Source organism: Mesorhizobium sp. 113-3-9, assembly GCF_016756515.1.
GTDB lineage: Bacteria > Pseudomonadota > Alphaproteobacteria > Rhizobiales > Rhizobiaceae > Mesorhizobium.
The window spans coordinates 3,670,985-3,687,464 of the sequence record NZ_AP023246.1 but is presented as its reverse complement, the minus strand read 5'-3'; the positions used below and the strand labels follow the sequence as shown (position 1 = coordinate 3,687,464).

17 protein-coding genes are annotated in these 16,480 nt (G+C 63.5%); 8 read left to right on the top strand and 9 right to left on the bottom strand.

What is annotated here, in order from left to right; genetic code table 11:
• Positions 1–43: 43 nt before the first annotated feature.
• Positions 44–661 carry an MOSC domain-containing protein gene (locus MesoLj_RS17905; protein WP_202326971.1) on the bottom strand — a complete coding sequence of 206 codons (618 nt, stop codon included), beginning with the start codon at positions 659–661 and terminating at the stop codon, positions 44–46.
• Positions 662–665: 4 nt separating this feature from the next.
• On the bottom strand, positions 666–1,235 hold the full coding sequence (locus tag MesoLj_RS17900; protein WP_244735483.1) for a TetR/AcrR family transcriptional regulator: 570 nt from the start codon (positions 1,233–1,235) through the stop codon (positions 666–668).
• A gap of 197 nt (positions 1,236–1,432) precedes the next feature.
• Between MesoLj_RS17900 and MesoLj_RS17895 the strand changes: the two genes are divergently transcribed.
• From MesoLj_RS17895 to MesoLj_RS17885, 3 genes are all read left to right on the top strand, one after another.
• Complete coding sequence (locus MesoLj_RS17895; RefSeq protein ID WP_202326967.1) at positions 1,433–1,855, top strand: hypothetical protein; 423 nt, start codon at positions 1,433–1,435, stop codon at positions 1,853–1,855.
• A gap of 19 nt (positions 1,856–1,874) precedes the next feature.
• Positions 1,875–2,273, top strand: coding sequence for a VOC family protein (locus MesoLj_RS17890; RefSeq protein ID WP_140775767.1), 399 nt, complete (start codon positions 1,875–1,877; stop codon positions 2,271–2,273).
• Between the two features lie 152 nt (positions 2,274–2,425).
• On the top strand, positions 2,426–2,992 hold the full coding sequence (locus MesoLj_RS17885) for a methyltransferase family protein (RefSeq protein WP_202326965.1): 567 nt from the start codon (positions 2,426–2,428) through the stop codon (positions 2,990–2,992).
• A gap of 56 nt (positions 2,993–3,048) precedes the next feature.
• On the opposite strand, the gene MesoLj_RS17880 is transcribed toward MesoLj_RS17885, so the two are convergent.
• The 4 genes from MesoLj_RS17880 to ettA all read right to left on the bottom strand — a co-directional run bounded on the left by MesoLj_RS17880 (position 3,049) and on the right by ettA (position 7,212).
• Positions 3,049–4,170, bottom strand: coding sequence for a beta-ketoacyl-ACP synthase III (locus tag MesoLj_RS17880; protein WP_202326963.1), 1,122 nt, complete (start codon positions 4,168–4,170; stop codon positions 3,049–3,051).
• Between the two features lie 129 nt (positions 4,171–4,299).
• On the bottom strand, positions 4,300–4,635 hold the full coding sequence (locus tag MesoLj_RS17875; protein ID WP_140775764.1) for a hypothetical protein: 336 nt from the start codon (positions 4,633–4,635) through the stop codon (positions 4,300–4,302).
• A gap of 111 nt (positions 4,636–4,746) precedes the next feature.
• The gene (gene tam / locus MesoLj_RS17870) at positions 4,747–5,517 is read right to left on the bottom strand and encodes a trans-aconitate 2-methyltransferase (protein WP_202326961.1); all 771 of its coding nucleotides are present in this window, start codon (positions 5,515–5,517) and stop codon (positions 4,747–4,749) included.
• Positions 5,518–5,562: 45 nt separating this feature from the next.
• Positions 5,563–7,212, bottom strand: a complete 1,650-nt coding sequence (gene ettA / locus MesoLj_RS17865; RefSeq protein ID WP_140775762.1) for an energy-dependent translational throttle protein EttA — start codon at positions 7,210–7,212, stop codon at positions 5,563–5,565.
• A gap of 253 nt (positions 7,213–7,465) precedes the next feature.
• Here ettA and MesoLj_RS17860 point away from each other — a divergent pair, with 253 nt between their 5' ends.
• A complete protein-coding gene (locus MesoLj_RS17860; protein WP_202326959.1) occupies positions 7,466–8,752 on the top strand; it encodes a GGDEF domain-containing protein in 1,287 nt (428 codons plus the stop codon).
• A gap of 136 nt (positions 8,753–8,888) precedes the next feature.
• Here the strand turns inward: MesoLj_RS17860 and MesoLj_RS17855 are convergent, their stop codons facing one another.
• Positions 8,889–9,896, bottom strand: a complete 1,008-nt coding sequence (locus tag MesoLj_RS17855) for a ribonuclease T2 family protein (protein WP_140775761.1) — start codon at positions 9,894–9,896, stop codon at positions 8,889–8,891.
• Positions 9,897–10,079: 183 nt separating this feature from the next.
• On the opposite strand from MesoLj_RS17855, the gene MesoLj_RS17850 reads away from it, so the two are divergent.
• The 3 genes from MesoLj_RS17850 (at position 10,080) to MesoLj_RS17840 (ending at position 13,934) form a co-directional block, all read left to right on the top strand.
• Entirely contained in the window at positions 10,080–11,012 is a 933-nt protein-coding gene (locus MesoLj_RS17850) for an alpha/beta fold hydrolase (protein WP_202326957.1), read from the top strand.
• Positions 11,013–11,112: 100 nt separating this feature from the next.
• On the top strand, positions 11,113–12,288 hold the full coding sequence (locus MesoLj_RS17845) for a CaiB/BaiF CoA transferase family protein (RefSeq protein ID WP_202326955.1): 1,176 nt from the start codon (positions 11,113–11,115) through the stop codon (positions 12,286–12,288).
• Positions 12,285–13,934, top strand: a complete 1,650-nt coding sequence (locus tag MesoLj_RS17840) for a thiamine pyrophosphate-binding protein (RefSeq protein WP_202326953.1) — start codon at positions 12,285–12,287, stop codon at positions 13,932–13,934. Before MesoLj_RS17845 ends, MesoLj_RS17840 begins: the two co-directional genes overlap by 4 nt.
• A gap of 39 nt (positions 13,935–13,973) precedes the next feature.
• Here MesoLj_RS17840 and MesoLj_RS17835 read toward each other — a convergent pair whose 3' ends face one another.
• On the bottom strand, positions 13,974–14,417 hold the full coding sequence (locus MesoLj_RS17835; protein WP_140775757.1) for a CHRD domain-containing protein: 444 nt from the start codon (positions 14,415–14,417) through the stop codon (positions 13,974–13,976).
• 156 nt (positions 14,418–14,573) lie between these two features.
• Complete coding sequence (locus tag MesoLj_RS17830) at positions 14,574–15,857, bottom strand: cystathionine gamma-synthase family protein (protein WP_202326952.1); 1,284 nt, start codon at positions 15,855–15,857, stop codon at positions 14,574–14,576.
• A 122-nt stretch (positions 15,858–15,979) separates the two neighbouring features.
• Between MesoLj_RS17830 and MesoLj_RS17825 the strand changes: the two genes are divergently transcribed.
• Positions 15,980–16,438 carry an Lrp/AsnC family transcriptional regulator gene (locus tag MesoLj_RS17825; RefSeq protein WP_202326951.1) on the top strand — a complete coding sequence of 153 codons (459 nt, stop codon included), beginning with the start codon at positions 15,980–15,982 and terminating at the stop codon, positions 16,436–16,438.
• Positions 16,439–16,480 lie beyond the last annotated feature (42 nt).

The window sequence follows — 16,480 nt, the reverse complement described above, 5'->3', positions numbered from 1 at the left end:
AAGCGTGGCCCTGCCCTTCTCCCGCCGCTCAAGCCGGAAGAAGCTATGTCTTGTAAATCCACTGCTCCGGCACCCGCGCGGAAATCTCTTCGCCGGCCTTGATCGTTCCCGGCTTCTCGACCCAGGCGACCACGCCCCGCAGCCGCTTCGCCGCTTTCGGGAACAACAATGCGCCGGCTTCGATATCGGCCATTCCAGAATTCTCGGCAATCGACCGCCCGGCGATGCGGCACGGTCCGTTCTGGGCATCGACCTTGAGGGTGACGCCGTCCTTGAAGAACAGCAGCGTGCCGGCCGGCAGCATCGACAGACGCGGCACGCCTTCGATCACCAGATTGGCGCCGATCCATTCCGGCTTGATCTCTGCTAGCCCCATCCGCTCGGCGACGACAGCCAGTTCGTCCGCTGCCACGATCGACAGTTGCCGCTCGTTGCGCATCTCGGTGCCGCGCGGATACCAGGGTTCGCGGCCGCCCGAGCGGCGCGTCGCGCCAGCATGGAAATCGCCCGATATGCCGTCGAAGCCCAGCCGCAATTCCGCCACCGGGCGTGTCTGGAAATGGTCCGCCGGCGCGGCATAAAGCGCGGCCGCACGGGCGGAAAGCTTCTTTGCCGGGATGATTTCGACCGGCTTTTCGGCCTCGGGGAAGAGATCCAGCATGGCTTCATTCCTTGGATGATGCGCCCTGGTTTTGCCCTTCGTCCGGCAATGCCGCAAGAGCGGTTTGGGCCAAAACGCGCAACTCTTCGACCGATGCGCCGTCACGCGCCTGGATCGACATGCCATTCATGACCCCTGCGATAAATTTGGCGAAGCCTTCGGCACAGACGCCTTCCGGCAGATCGCCCATCGCCCTGCCCTTCGCCAGCCGCTGCGCGATCGCCGCCTCGCTCGCCTTGCGATAGGTCTTGAGTTCATCCGCAATGGCTTGCGCCTGCGGCGAGGCCGCCAGCGCGCCGCTGACGAAAAGGCATCCGCCCGGCTTGCCAGGCCTGGAATAGGCCTCCGCCGCCCCCATGAGCAACCGCCGGATCGCCTCGCGCGTCGGTACCGGCGCACTCAGCGCCTCCAGCGCAAACCCTATCTCGGTCTCGTGGTAGCGTGTCAGCGCCTTGCGGAACAAGGTCTCCTTGTCGGTGAAAGCATTGTAGATCTGCGGCGGCGTCAGCCCCATCGCCTCACGCAGCATGGCAAGCGACGTCGCTTCATAGCCATGCTCCCAGAACAGATGCATCGCCGCATCCAGTGCCCGGTCGGGGTCGAACGCACGGGGACGACCGCCCCTGGCCTTTTCCAAATTATCCATAGTGATCGATACGAAACCTGTTGACTCGCCTGTTCCGCATAACGTAACAATTGATACGAAACATGGCAAGCCGGAAGACGATCCGTCAGGCAAGGCCGTGCAACCCGAGGACAAGGAGAGCCCAGATGCCAATCACCGTGACCGCGCCGGAAGGTGTACTGACCCCGGCCGGAGAGCGCGAAATCCTGCCGCGCCTCAGCGCCGCCCTGATCGAAGCCTCCAGCGCTACGGGCAATTCCTTCTTCACCGCGATCGTCGGCGGCACGGTCCATGTCCTGCCGTCCCGCCACATCTATGCCGGCGGTGCCAACCGGCCCGTCGTCATGGTGGAGTTGAAATTGCCCAATATCGGCCTTGGCTCGGTTGAAGCCCGCAAGGTCTTCATCACCACCGCCGCCGGGATTGTCGCCGATCTCTGCGTCCCGGAGCACAAGCCCGAAAACACCTGGATCAACATCGTCAACGCGCCCGACGGCGGCTGGGGCATTGGCGACAGGCAATATACAGGCGACGCCCTTGTCGCCGCCGTCACCGCCGCGGCGCACTGAAGCGATGGGGAACGACAGGATGCGGCTTTCCCCTTCGCTGTTCTTCACCACCAACTGCGAGCCGGCACTGGCCTTCTACGAAGAGTGCGGGCTCGGCCGGGCAACCATCCTGTTGCGCTGGGGCGACAACGGCATGCCGGTACGGACCGAAGCCATGCGCGGAAAGATCCTGCATGCGCGCTTCGAAGGTCCCGGCGTGCTGTTTCATGCCTCCGACAATGACGATGCCGAGCCGATGAAAGGCTCCGCCATGATGCTGGAATTCGACGATCCGGCCGCCATGCGGGAGCTTTTCCAACGCATGGCCGCCGGCGGTCGCATCGCCGTGCCCCTGGCGCGGCAATATTGGGGAAGCAGTTTCGGCATGCTGGTCGACGCCCATGGCGTGCAATGGATGTTCAGTTGTTCCAGCGAGTGAGGATAAGGATCACGATCTTCTTACCGGAAATGGAACTGGCGCCGCATTGCCGCCGCGTCGGCTCGCTCTCATGGTGCTCGACTGCATGTCGCCCAAAAGGAGTCCCGGTTTTGGGAGCGCGGCCTGCATGAAACAAGGACCGGAGGTTCGGCATGCGACCGGTGACGGCAATCACGCTGCTCTGGCTGATTTGGGTGCTCACGTGGATTGCGGCCGCGGCATGGGCTGATCCAGCTCAAAAACGCGCCACCATCGGGGCTGAGGTCCGCTATCGTGTCTTCTGGCTGGCCGGCACCGTCCTGCTGTTCGTTCCGGCGCACGGCTATGAAGGCAGGTTGAGATTGTGGACCCCAACCCTCGCCGAGGCCTGGGCTTGCACTGCCCTGATCGCCATCGGGCTGATCTTCTCGTGGTGGGCGCGCATTCATCTGGGCAGGCTGTGGTCGGCCTCGGTCACTTCCAAGGCAGACCACCGCATCATCGACACCGGCCCCTACGGCCTGGTCCGGCATCCGATCTATACAGGGCTGCTGTTGGCGGTGCTCGCCACCATGGCGGCAAAGGGCACGGTCTGGGGTATTGCCGGCGCGGCCCTGCTCATCATCGGCGTCGTCATGAAGGCAAAGCTGGAGGAACGCTTCCTGCGCGGCGAACTAGGCCCCGCCTATGACGATTACGCACGGCGGGTGCCGATGCTGGTGCCCTTCACACCGGCCTGACGGAAGCTCAGAAAGCCTTCGTTTGCAGGCCGGCATCACCTGAATATCGGCGCGCGTCAAAGCATTCGGATGAGCGCGCCGCCGATCGAATACCCCGCGCCAAAGGCGCAGATCAAGCCGAAATCGCCGGGCTTCATGTCGGCATGGTTCTCCGACAGTGCCACGATGGCGCCGGCGCCCGCGGTGTTGCCCAGCCGCTCCAGCACCATCGGCGCACGGTCATGATCGACATCGTGGCCAAAGGAGAGCTTCAGGATCATGGCATTCATGCGCGCATTGGCCTGGTGCAGCCAGAAGCGCCGGACTGCCTGGGGGGTCAGTCCGTGCTCGGCCAGGAATTCGACGATGAACTTCTGGCCGGCGACGGTGACTTCCTTGAACACCTTGTTGCCGACCTGCTTGATCAAGTTGCCTTCCAGGTTGATCATGTAGGGATCGTCCTGGGCGGTGCGGGTGTGATAGCCGAGATTGGTGCGGATGTTGTTCGACATCTGCGTCCAGATGCGTGTGTCCAACACCTCGAAGCGTCCCGGCCGTTTGTCGCCCTTGGCAAGTCCCTCCACCACCAGCGACACCGAGGCGTCGCCGAAGATGAAATGCGTCTGCCGGTCGCGGAAATTGAGATGGCCGGTGATGATTTCCGGCGTGGTCACCAGGATGCGCTTGTGCGCGCCCGAGCGCACCAGATTGACGGCCATGTGAAGGGCCGCGGCGGCTGACGAACAGCCAAGCCCCATGTCGAAGCCCGCGCCCCTTGTCCCCAGCGCTTCCTGCATTTCGATGGCGATCGCCGGATAGGGCCGCTGGTGGTGCGAAGCCGAGCAGATGATCAGGTCGATCTGAGACGGTTGAAGCCCGGCATGGTCGAGCGCCTTCCTGGCCGAGGCGATGCCGAATTCCGCTTCCAGCGACAGCGCATCGTCGGGCCGCGCCGGAATGCGCGGCGTCATGCGGGTTGGATCGAGTATGCCTTCGCGCTCGATCACATGACGGGATTTTACACCCGAGGCATGAACGATGAAGTCGCTGTCGGATTTCTGCAGCAAGGGCTCGTCGGTACCCTGGCGGCGCGCATTCTCCGTGTCGACCCAGCTGTTGAAGCTCTCGACCAGCTCTTCATTGGTGATGACAGCTTCAGGAATTTCAGCGCCGATGCCGCTGATGATGACGCGATGCATGTTTCAGTCCGTCCCATCCGCAGGCGTTGCGGCTTCATGTGGGCGCCGAAACGCTTCGGCGCAACACTTTTCTCATCCGGCCGGTTTACGCCGGCTTAAATCAAGGGTTCAGACCGGCCTGACCCGCTTTCACCAGGCGCACAGCTTGGTGCTTGTCTGAGGGTTGTTCCAGCAGGCGCCATCGTCGCGGCTGCGCACATACTGTCCCGGCAACGGCACGTTGCGGCGGCCGAGATTGACGTAGCCATAGGCAAAACCCGGCCCGTCGATCTCCAGCACATAGGTCGGATAGCCCGGCGCCGAGATGCGGAAGCTGCCCGCACCATCGATCGCGCGGTAGCTGCACGGAAAATACCCGTCATCCGTGGTGAAGCAGCGCGCCCGCTTGGCTTCGGCCGAAACCGAAAACGCCAGAAGTGCCGCCGCGCATACGCCACCGCCGTAAAGCAATCTTTTCAAAGTCATCACTCACCCCCTGCCATACGGGCCATCGTCGCCCGCGCGATGAGTTGGGCACGGCGGTCAAACCGGGTCAAGCGGCCGCGTCAGGGCTCAAGCAAAGTGGGTAATTCTTTCCTAGCCGGCCCTTTTTGCGACAATGAAAATTCGCGGAAAGCGCAGCAGAACCTTGCCGTTTGCCGTTCTGGGGTAGGCCTTGGCGATCTTGGCCTTGTAGCTGTCGAGGAACAGCTTGCGCTCGTCCGCATCCAGCGGATCGAGGAACGGCTTCAGCCCGGTCGCCTTGACCCATTCGACGATCGCCTCGGCATCGGCCAGCGGATGATTGTAGATGGTGTGCCAGATATCGAGCCGGTCGCTGAGCGGCGACAACAGGTCGTAGTAGAACGACACTGGTGGCAGCGGCGCGCGCGCCGCGCCTTTTATCCTTGCCGCAAACGGCATTTCGGCGGCGGTCTCGCGCATCAGCCGGTGCGAATCCTCGGCCATATTGTCGGGCATCTGGACCGCCAGCGCACCGCCGGGCGCGAGGAAGCCCATCAGCCTCTGAAACACCGTAGGGTGCTCGGGCAGCCACTGGAACACCGCATTGGCAAAGATGACATTGACCGGCTCGGCCGGCTGCCATGTCGAAGCATCGGCGAGGTCGAAGCTGACATTGGGCAGGCGCGCCCTCGCCTTTTCGATCATGTCGGGAGAGGTGTCGAAACCGCTCACCTGAGCATCCGGCCAGCGCTCGACCAGGAGCTCGGTCGAATTGCCCGGCCCGCAACCGATGTCGACGACCCGGCGCGGGAAATCGACCGGCACCTGGGCTGCCAGGTCGCGCGCGGGCCGCGTACGCTCATCCTCGAATTTCAGATATTGGGCGGCGGACCAGTCAGCCATTTGAACTCCTCATATGGTTTGAGAATTCGCCGCCCCTATGATCCCCTACCGCGTCAGCCGCTTGTGCGTCATGCGGTGCGGGGCCGCCGCTTCGGCGCCCAGGCGCCGCAGCTTGTCCTTCTCATATTCCTCGAAATTGCCTTCGAACCACTCGACATGCGCGTCGCCTTCGAAGGCCAGCATGTGGGTCGCCATGCGGTCGAGGAACATGCGATCGTGGCTGATGATGACGGCGCAGCCGGCATAGGCTTCGAGCGCGTCTTCCAGCGCTCCCAGCGTTTCGGTGTCGAGGTCGTTGGTCGGTTCGTCGAGCAGCAGGACATTGCCGCCATTCTTCAGCATCTTGGCCAGATGCACGCGGTTGCGCTGGCCGCCGGAGAGGTTGCCGACCTTCTGCTGCTGGTCGCCGCCACGGAAGTTGAAGGACGAGCAATAGGCGCGGCTGTTGATCTCGTGCTTGCCGAGCTTGATGATTTCGGCGCCGCCGGAGATTTCTTCCCAGACGGTCTTGTTCCCATCCAGTGCATCGCGGCTCTGGTCGACATAGCCCAGCTTGACCGTCTCGCCGATGCGCACGGTGCCCGCATCCGGCTTTTCCTGGCCGGTGAAGGTCTTGAACAGCGTCGTCTTGCCGGCGCCGTTCGGGCCGATGACGCCGACGATGCCGCCCGGCGGCAGCCGGAACGACAGGTTCTCGATCAGGAGCTCGTCGCCAAAGCCCTTGTTGAGGCCTTCGACCTCGATGACCACATTGCCGAGACGCTCGCTCGAGGGAATGACGATCTGCGTGTCGGTCGGCTTGCGGTTCTGCGACTGCTCGACCAGTTCCTCATAGGCCTTGATACGCGCCTTCGACTTGGTCTGACGAGCCTTCGGCGAGGACTGGATCCATTCGCGCTCGCGCCAGATCGACTTCTGGCGAGCGTCGTCCTCGCGGCCTTCCTGGATCAGGCGCTTGGCCTTGGCGTCGAGATATTTGGTGTAGTTGCCTTCGTAGGGAATGCCGCGGCCGCGATCGAGTTCGAGGATCCAGCCGGTGACATTGTCGAGGAAGTAGCGGTCGTGGGTGATGATCAGCACCGAGCCCGGATAGTCGCGCAGGTGCTTTTCCAGCCACGCCGTGGTCTCGGCGTCGAGATGGTTGGTCGGTTCGTCGAGCAGCAACAGGTCCGGCTGGCGCAACAGAAGCTGGCAAAGCGCCACACGACGGCGCTCGCCGCCCGACAGGTTGGTCACTTCGGAATCGCCTGGCGGACACTGCAGCGCGTCCATCGCCATCTCGACCTGCTGCTCGAGATCCCACAGGTTCAGCCTGTCCATCTCGTCCTGGAGCTTGCCGGACTCGTCGGCCGTCTCGTCGGAATAGTTCATCATCAGCTCGTTGTAGCGTTCGATGATGGCCGTCTTCCGTGCGACGCCTTCCATGACGTTTTCCATCACGGTCTTCTTGGGGTCGAGATGCGGCTCCTGCGGGAGGTAGCCGACTGTCGCGCCCTCGGCCAACCACGCCTCGCCCTGAAACTCCTTGTCCAGCCCGGCCATGATGCGCAGGATCGTCGACTTACCCGAGCCGTTCGGCCCGAGAATGCCGATCTTGGCGTCCGGGTAGAAGGACAGATGAACGTTATCGAGCACCTTCTTGGTGCCATAGGCCTTCGACAGGCCGGACATGTGATAGATGAACTGGCGTGCCACGCGCGCTTTCCCTGAACCTGACTGAATTGTCGATTTGAATGGAGGTTGGCCGCTATGTAGGCGATGCGGCGGCGAACGGCAATCGCTTTTGCCAGATCAAGCCGACCACACGGACAAGTGCGCGCCGCCTCCTGAAGATTTCCATCGGCAACGAAGCCGCTGAAAGCTCCGGTTAACCCTTCAGCGTCAAAACAGGATCGGGGTGGAATCGCTGGCTCACGGCGTTTCCTGGAAAGAGAGCGGATCGACGGCATTGTTGAACAGTTTCCTGCTCCTTGCCGAAGCGATCGTCTACTTCAGCGTCATGGTGACGCTTTTCCGCTTCAGGAAGCGCATTGGTCTGGGCGTCTTCGTCTGCGCGCTCGGCGTCATGCACTTCCTGGAAACCTATCTTGCCAGCGTCTTTTATGTCGCCTTGCCGTTCGGCATGGTTTCGCCGGGCTCGGCGGTGCTGTTTTCGGGCAAGCTGGTGATGCTCCTCCTGCTCTACATGAAGGAGGACGCGGCCACCGTACGCCAGCCGATCTACGGCCTGCTGCTCGGCAATGGGCTGATGATCGGGCTGGTGCTGCTCTTGCGCCTGCACGCCATCGCGCCGCTGCCTGACGGCCGGCTGCCCGACATCGGCTTCATCGACGAGATGGGCTGGCTGATGGTGTGGGGCACGACGCTGCTGTTCATAGACGCCATCCTGCTCATCCTGATCTATGAAAAGCTTGGCCGGCACCTGCGCCAGGCGCAGTTCGCGCGCATCCTGATTTGCGTCGCCTGCGTGCTGACCTTCGACCAGGCGGGTTTCTTCACCGCGCTGCATTTCGTTGCCGGCGCGCCGATCGATGTCTTCTTCGGCGGCTGGTTCGCCAAGATGGCCGCGGCCCTTGCGTTCAGCGGCATGCTCGTGGCTTACCTGAGATGGTTCGAGGAGCGCGACATTCCGCTGCCGCGCGGACTGACCGACATTTTCCAAACCCTGACATACCGCGAGCGCTACGAAGCACTGGTCGAGCATGTCGGCCGCGACGGCCTGACCGGCCTGCTGCATCGCGGCCGCTTCGACGCTGACGGGGAAGCCGCGGTCGAGGTCAGCCTGCGCACGGCGAGGCCCCTCAGCCTGCTGATCATCGATGTCGACCATTTCAAGTCGATCAACGACCGTTTCGGCCATGCCGAGGGCGACAAGGTGCTGAAGGCGGTTGCGACCCTGCTTCGCGAGGTGGCCAGCGCCGAAGACCAGGTGTTCCGGATCGGCGGCGAGGAATTCGCCGTCCTGAGTTCGCGTCCGCATTCGGTCGCCAGGCTGTTTGGCGAAAGCATCCGCTACGCGGTCAAGGCGTCGGCCGTCACCAGCCGCTTCGAGCTGACCGTCAGCGCCGGCGTTTCAACCGTCAGCGAAACGACCCGCTGCCTTGCCGATCTGTTCGCGCTCGCCGACCAGCGCCTCTACAAGGCGAAGTCGACCGGGCGCGATCGCGTCGTCGGCGAGCCAGGCGGCCCTGAGGCCGATATGGCGGTCGCCTGGACCAAGTCGGGGCAATTGTAGCGCCGGTCCGGGATTTTCTCTGGCGCCGAATGCTCGTCAGCATCAGGGCCGTCATCAACGCGATCGCCGGCCATCAGCGCCGTGCTTCACGGGCAGGCGACAGCCGTTCGAGCGCGTACCCGAAGCCGCGGCGTGCTTACTGGAACCCGATCGCGTCGACGGTGCCGGTCGGGCAACCGGCCTTGTTGGTCGGCACCGAGGCCAGCAGCAGGTCCTTGAGCGAAGCGTTCGGGCCGATCGGGCCGGCAAGGCCAAGCGTCAGTTCGCCGATCAGCCGCCGGCCGCTGGTGGGATCGATGACGCAGGACACCCGCACGCGGTCGCCTGCCCCGGCGCCGAACGCGGTGTCGAAGGCGCCACGGATCTGGTCCGCCGTCAGTTTGCCGCCAATGTTCTTGACGAAGAGATCGCGCACCGGCGAGCTGTTGACCTCCCGCATCAGGCTGAGCGCATCCGCAAAATACTCCTGCTGGCTCTTGCCGTAGCAGGTGCCGTGCTTGATCCACTCATGCCGCTCCAGTTGGGAGGCCGTGCCCGGCATCACCTGATCGAGCTCCTTGCGGGTGCCGGCGTCCAGATTGACCGGCGGCAGGTCCTTCCAGTGAGCCGGATTGTCGTTGGCCTTGTCGTTGGCCGCCACCTGGCAATAGAAATTGCCGTTCGGCTGCGGCCACAGGCCGTGCAGGGTGAAATTGGTGGCATCGAACTCGTTCGGGTTTTGCGCCTTGCATTCGGTCTTGTTCGACTTGGTCTCGCAAAAAGCCGGCTGCCAGCTCAGCGCGAAGACATATTCGGGTTTGCCAGAGGCGGCGAGCTTGCCTTGTCCGCCAGGTGCCGCCGGCACCGTCGCCGCACTGCTGCCCGACAGATGGCCGCAACTGACCTTCACCCAGCGGCGCTCCGGATCGGCGCCCGGCACCAGGATCAGATAATGTGTCGGTGCGTCCTTGTTGCCGGCCAGCAGCTGGTAGCTCTGTCCGGCATCGGTCGAGACATTGCCGGGATTCTTGCTGTTCTTGATGGCTTGCGTTGCCGGACAGGCAGCGTCGGCGACAAAAGTGCCGCTCATCTTGACGTCGGCATGCGCCGCGCCGGCCAGCGACACCGCCAGCATGGCCAATCCGAAAACAACACCAATGCGCATGAGAATCCCCGGCTGAAGAAAGTGGGCGACAGACTGAAGCTGTCTCCATGTCAGAATTGCGATGTTTTGCTGGCCAAACGCAAGAAACATCGTCGCGCAAAAGCAGTTGCTGTGGATTGACGCGAAACCGGCGCCGGCGCAAACAAAACCAACAACGATAAATGGGGGCGAGAGCAGGCGGCCATGCCTTTCAGTCAACAACGCATGGTCCGCTCACCGACCGGCGCCGATCTCAATCTCCTCGTCAGGCATGCCGACGGCCGGCCACGTGCCGTCGTCCAGATCAATCATGGACTGGCCGAACACGCCGCGCGTTATGCCGGTTTCACCGATTTCCTGGCCGCGCGCGGCTTCCACGTCTATGTCCACGACCATCGCGGCCATGGCGTGACCAAGGCGCCCGACGCGCCGCTCGGCAAATTCGCCGACAAGGATGGCCAGGCCAAGGTGATCGCCGACGTCGATGCCATCCATGACCTGATCGCCAGCGAATGCCCTGATCTGCCGGTCATCCTTTTCGGTCATTCGATGGGCGCGTCGATAGCGCTGAACTACCTTTTGAGCCACTCGCCGCGTGTCCATGCCGCCGCGATCTGGAACGGCAATTTCTCGCAAGGGCGGCTTGGGCAGGTAGCGCTCGGCATCCTTGCCTGGGAACGGATGCGGCTGGGCTCCGACGTTCCATCACGCCTGCTGCCGAAACTCACCTTCCAGGCCTGGGGCAAGGCAGTGCCCAACCACCGCACGCTGTTCGACTGGTTGTCGCGCGACGAGGCGGAGGTAGCGAAATACATCGCCGATCCGCTGTGCGGCTGGGACGCCTCGGTGTCGATGTGGCACGACGTGGTCTCGATGGCGATGAACGGCGGCAAGGATGCCGGGTTCACGAGCGTGCGGCGCGACCTTCCGGTCGCCATCGTTGGCGGCGAGAAAGACCCCGCTTCGGACTACGGCAAGGGCATCACCCACCTTGCCAACCGCATGCTCAGGATGGGCTTTTCGAATCTCGTTTCAGAGGTTTACGCCGACACCCGCCACGAAAGCCTGAACGAGGTGAATCGCGACATCATCATGGACGATTTCGCCGCTTGGGCCGACGGTGCCCTGAAGGCGTGACGGATTGGCCTATTGCAAGGGCCGTGACAGCCCTTGCCGGGCTTGGTAGAGCCTCTGCTTTCGCAGCAATCACGGTGATTGCGGCAATCCATGGTGATTTATGGCTGAACCCCCGCTGAAAGGCGTCCGCGTCATCGAACTCGCCCGCATCCTGGCCGGCCCCTGGGCTGGACAGTTGCTTGCCGATCTCGGCGCCGATGTCATCAAGGTCGAAAGCCCCGACGGCGGCGACGACACCCGCAAATGGGGCCCGCCCTTCGTCATGAGCCATGACGGCGAGAACCTGTCGGCCGCCTATTACCATTCCTGCAATCGCGGCAAGCGCTCCATCGCCATCGACTTTTCGACGCCTGAGGGTGCGGAAACCGTTCGCCGGCTGGTCGCCACATCGGATGTGCTGATCGAGAATTTCAAGCTCGGCGGGCTCAGGAAATACGGGCTCGACCATGACAGCCTGCGCCAGATCAACCCCCGCCTCGTCTATTGCTCGATCACCGGGTTTGGCCAGGACGGTCCGTATGCGCCACGCGCCGGCTACGACTTCATCATCCAGGCCATGGCCGGCATGATGTCGATCACCGGCGAGCCCGGCCGTGAGCCGCAAAAGGCCGGCGTCGCCATCTCGGACATCTTCACCGGGCTTTATTCGGTCATCGCCATCCAGGCCGCGCTGCGGCACGCCGACCAGACCGGCCAAGGCCAGCACATCGACATGGCGCTGTTCGACACGCAGATCTCGGCGCTCGGAAATCAGAACCTCAACTATCTCGTCTCCGGCAAATCGCCGGTGCAGATGGGCAATGCGCATATGAACATCGCGCCTTACGAGGTGGTGCCGGTCCGTGACGGCCACATCATCCTGGCGGTCGGCAATGACGGTCAGTTCCAGAAATTCTGCGCCGCCGTCGGGCTGGACGATCTGCCCGCCAGTCCCGATTTCGCTACCAACCCCGCCCGAGTCGCCAACCGGGTCAAGCTGCGCGAACGCGTCGTCGAGGCGCTGAGCATCCTTGATCGCGATCCGCTGCTGGCAAAGCTCGAAGCCGCCGGCGTGCCGGCGAGCCCGATCAACACGATCGGCCAGATGTTCGCCGACCCGCAGACGATCGCGCGCGGCATGCGGCTCGACCTCGACGACGGCCATGGCAACCGCTTGCCTTCCGTGCGCGCGCCGATGGTGATGTCGGGCACGCCGCTGGTCTATGAACGCCCTTCGCCGCGCCTAGGCGAACATACCGACGAAATCCTCGCTGAGCTGGAGAGATCAGGCAAATGAAGACCGGTGGACAACTGATCGTCGACGCGCTGGAAGCGAACGGCACCGACCGTATCTTCTGCGTGCCGGGCGAATCCTATCTCGCGGTGCTCGACGCGCTGCACGACTCGGCGATCCGCACCATCGTCTGCCGCCAGGAAGGTGGCGCCGCGATGATGGCGGACTGCCAGGGCAGGCTGACCGGCAAGCCGGGCATCTGCTTCGTCACCCGTGGCCCCGGCGCCACCAACGCCTCGGCCGGTATCCACATCGCCATGCAGGATTCGGTGCCGCTCATCCTGTTCATCGGCCAGGTCGCCAGCCACGCCAAGGAGCGCGAGGCTTTCCAGGAGGTGGATTATGTCAGGTTCTTCGGCGACATCGCCAAATGGGTGGTCGAGATCGATGATGCCTCGCGCATCCCGGAATTCGTCACCCGTGCTTTCGCCGTGGCGACATCGGGGCGTCCCGGCCCGGTGGTCATCTCGTTGCCCGAGGACATGCTGACCAGCGTGGTCGAGGCGCCGGACGCACTTCCCAATACGCCGGTCGAGACATACCCCGGCGCGGCCGAGCTGGACGCGCTGGAGATGCTGCTTGCCGGCGCCAAGCGCCCGTTCGTCATCCTCGGCGGCACGCGCTGGAACGAGGAAGCGGTGGCGCACATGCGCGCCATATCAGAGACATGGTCGCTGCCGGTCGGCTGTTCCTTCCGACGCCAGATGCTGTTCGACCATCTGCACCCGAACTATGCCGGCGATGTCGGCATCGGCATCAATCCGAAACTGGCCAACGCCATCAAACAGGCCGACCTCGTGCTGCTGATCGGCGGCCGCATGGGCGAAATGCCGTCTTCCGACTATACGCTGCTGAAAAGCCCCTACCCCGACCAGGCGCTGGTTCATGTTCACGCCGATGCCGGCGAGCTCGGCCGCGTCTACCGGCCGACGCTGGCGATCAACGCCTCGCCCTCGGCTTTCGTCGAGGCTTTCGCCAGGCGCAAACCGGCTGCGACCCCAGGCTGGAACGAAGAGCCGGCGAAACTGCACGCCGCCTATCTCGACTGGTCGACACCACCGGAAACCGGCCCCGGCCCGGTCCAGATGGGACCGATCATGAATTATCTGGAGAAGGTACTTCCCGACGACGCCATCCTTACCAACGGCGCCGGCAACTACGCCACCTGGGTGCATCGCTTCCACCGCTCCCGCCGCTTCGGCACACAAGCCGCGCCGACATCGGGTTCGATGGGCTATGGCACCCCGGCCGCGGTCGCCGCCAAGGCGCTATTCCCGGAGCGCACCGTGATCGCCTTTGCCGGCGACGGCTGCTTCCTGATGAACGGCCAGGAATTCGCCACCGCCGTGCAGTATGACCTGCCGATCATCGTCATCGTCGTCAACAACGGCATCTACGGCACGATCCGCATGCACCAGGAGCGCGAATATCCCGGCCGTGTCGTCGGCACCGGCCTCAAGAACCCCGATTTCGCATCGCTGGCCCGTGCCTATGGCGGCCATGGCGAGACAGTCGAGAAGACAGCCGATTTCGCGCCCGCCTTCGAGCGAGCGCGCGCCAGCGGCAAGCCGGCGATCGTTGAAATCAGGCTCGATCCGGAAGCAATCACGCCGACCCGCACGCTCACTCAGATCCGCGACAAGGCGTGATTCAAAAGGGGCGGCAGCCCCTTTTGCCGAAGCGCTGCGCTATTTCGCTGCCTCGATCTGGCCGCGGATCTCGCCGTCCTTGTTGGCGGCGGTGTGGACGTTGACATAATAGTTGCCAGCCGCCAGGTCGGCAGCCTGAGCGTCCGTCAGCGTTGCGGACCCCTTGATCGGGCTCTTGAGCTTGCCTTTGAACGGGATGACGGGAGCGGCATTCGCACCCATCGCCGCTGGGCCGTGAATATGCGCTGCCGTCGCCGGTCCGCTGAGGCCGGAATATTTCACGTCCCAGCTGAGCTTCTTCTTGGTGGTGTCGAATGTGAGGGTGGCGGTGCCCTTGCCCTTGGTGGTTACGGGCGGGCTCTGTTGGCTGCCGTCGAGCGTCGCCTTGTACTTCACCACCTCGGCCATGGCCGGGGATGCGAAGACGAAAGCGGTCGAAATGGCCAACGCCGAAAGTACCGGCAAGATGGAATATGTGCGCATTAAGGACCTCCGTGGCTGTCGCATGCGTCGCGGCTCCCCGTCGCGCGCATGCTCAACCGCAACGGCTGGGCGGCGCAATGTTTCCCTGCACACGGTTTTGTGACCGGAAAGCAGCAAAAGGGGCGATCGCCCGCCCCTTCAGTCGCCAGAGAGTCGTCAGACCGCCGCCAACGCCTGCGTCAGATCGGCGATCAGATCGTCGGGATGTTCGACGCCAATCGACAGCCTGACCGTGGTCTCGAGCACGCCGATGCGCTGGCGCACGTCGAGGGGAATGCCGGAGTGGGTCATCGCCGCCGGGTGGCTGGCGAGCGACTCCGTGCCGCCGAGGCTTACCGCCAGCTTGAATATCTGCAGGGCGTTGAGGAAGGCGAAAGCCGCCTTCTCACCGCCCTTGATGTCGAAGGAGAAGGTCGAGCCGGCGCCGCTGCATTGCGCCCTGTAAGTGCGGCCAGCTGGCGTGTCCTCGCCCAGGAACGGCAGATAATGCACCTTCTCGACCTTGGCGTGGTCACGCAGGAATTCGGCGACCAGGCGCGCATTGTCGTTGGCCCGCTCCATGCGGATCGACAGCGTCTCCAGCGAACGGCCGAGCATCCAGCAGGAATGCGGGTCGAGCTGCGTGCCGATCGCGCCGCGCAGCGCCTTGATCGGCTTGGTGACCGCCTTGCTGCCCATGGCCGCGCCCGCGATCAGGTCGGAATGGCCGCCGACATATTTGGTCAGCGAATAGACCGAGACGTCGGCGCCGTGCTCGATCGGCCGCTGGAACACCGGGCCGAGCAGCGTGTTGTCGCAGACGATGATCGGCCTTGAGCCCTGCCTGGCGCCGATCTCGTCGGCGATCGTCGTGATCAGCGCAATGTCGACAAGGCTGTTGGTAGGGTTCGACGGCGTCTCGATCAGGATGACCGACACGCGCCCCTTCGCCACCGCGGCATCGGCGGCTGTGCGCACCGCTTTCTCGTCAACACCGTCGGCAAAGCCGACGGCGCCGATGCCGAATCCGGCAAGCGTGCGCGTCAACAGCGTCTCGGTGCCGCCATAGAGCGGCTGCGAATGCAGGATGACATCGCCCGGGCGGGCATAGGCGAGCAGCGTGGTGGCGATCGCCGACATGCCGGATGAAAACAGGATGCAGGCATCCGTCCCCTCATAGACCGCCAGCCGGTCCTCGACGATCTCGCTGTTGGGATGGTTGAAGCGCGAATAGACCAGACCCGACGCCGTGCCGCTCGGCGGCTCCTTGCGGCCGGACGTGTAGTCGAAGAAGTCGCGTCCCTCTTCCGCCGATTTGAACACGAAGGTCGAGGTCAGGAACACCGGCGGCTTGACCGCGCCCTCCGAAAGCTGCGGATCGAAGCCGTAGCTCAGCATCAGCGTCTCCGGATGGAGCTTGTGGTTGCCGATATGGGTTTTCGACGGACGCGGCGCGGTCATGGCTTTTCCTGCTTTTCGAGGGGTATTCCGCCGCAACTTATGCGATCCCGATCAGCCAGTCCTTGCTATTCTTGGGCTCGCATGGCTGCATGTCGGCAATAAATTGCCGCGAGAGAGCGAAAGTGCAGCAGAAGATAGCCGACGACTTCGACCTCAGGATTCTCAGGGAATTGCGGGCGGATGCCCGCATCACCAACAACGAGCTTGCCGAGCGCATCGGCCTGTCGCCGTCGCCTTGCCTCAGGCGCGTGCGGCGGCTGGAGGAGAACGGCGTCATCAGGGGCTATACCACGCTGGTCGACCCCGCCGCCTTCGGCTGGAGCATGGTCGCCATCGCCACCATCCGGCTCAGCCGGCAGAACGAGGACGAGATCGTCATGTTCGAGGACGCGATCCGCGGCTGGGAAGAGGTGCTGGAATGCCATCTCGTCACCGGTTCGCGCGACTATGTGCTGAAGGTGGTGACGGGAAGCCTCGAACAGTATGAACGCTTCATCAAGGAGAAGATCGCGCGGCTGAAATGCGTCGCCTCGATCGAGACCAGCTTCGTCATGAACACCATAAAGGAACGGCGCCTCTGAGGGCGCCGTTCCATTTTACGCTGTGAGCATGACCTTTGCGGG

Coding starts and splice junctions, on each gene's coding strand:
- MesoLj_RS17905 (WP_202326971.1), bottom strand. CDS start 661: ATGCTGGATCTCTTCCCCGAGGCCGAAAAGCCGGTCGAAATCATCCCG.
- MesoLj_RS17900 (WP_244735483.1), bottom strand. CDS start 1,235: ATGCATCTGTTCTGGGAGCATGGCTATGAAGCGACGTCGCTTGCCATG.
- MesoLj_RS17895 (WP_202326967.1), top strand. CDS start 1,433: ATGCCAATCACCGTGACCGCGCCGGAAGGTGTACTGACCCCGGCCGGA.
- MesoLj_RS17890 (WP_140775767.1), top strand. CDS start 1,875: ATGCGGCTTTCCCCTTCGCTGTTCTTCACCACCAACTGCGAGCCGGCA.
- MesoLj_RS17885 (WP_202326965.1), top strand. CDS start 2,426: ATGCGACCGGTGACGGCAATCACGCTGCTCTGGCTGATTTGGGTGCTC.
- MesoLj_RS17880 (WP_202326963.1), bottom strand. CDS start 4,170: ATGCATCGCGTCATCATCAGCGGCATCGGCGCTGAAATTCCTGAAGCT.
- MesoLj_RS17875 (WP_140775764.1), bottom strand. CDS start 4,635: ATGACTTTGAAAAGATTGCTTTACGGCGGTGGCGTATGCGCGGCGGCA.
- tam (WP_202326961.1), bottom strand. CDS start 5,517: ATGGCTGACTGGTCCGCCGCCCAATATCTGAAATTCGAGGATGAGCGT.
- MesoLj_RS17855 (WP_140775761.1), bottom strand. CDS start 9,896: ATGCGCATTGGTGTTGTTTTCGGATTGGCCATGCTGGCGGTGTCGCTG.
- MesoLj_RS17850 (WP_202326957.1), top strand. CDS start 10,080: ATGCCTTTCAGTCAACAACGCATGGTCCGCTCACCGACCGGCGCCGAT.
- MesoLj_RS17845 (WP_202326955.1), top strand. CDS start 11,113: ATGGCTGAACCCCCGCTGAAAGGCGTCCGCGTCATCGAACTCGCCCGC.
- MesoLj_RS17840 (WP_202326953.1), top strand. CDS start 12,285: ATGAAGACCGGTGGACAACTGATCGTCGACGCGCTGGAAGCGAACGGC.
- MesoLj_RS17835 (WP_140775757.1), bottom strand. CDS start 14,417: ATGCGCACATATTCCATCTTGCCGGTACTTTCGGCGTTGGCCATTTCG.
- MesoLj_RS17830 (WP_202326952.1), bottom strand. CDS start 15,857: ATGACCGCGCCGCGTCCGTCGAAAACCCATATCGGCAACCACAAGCTC.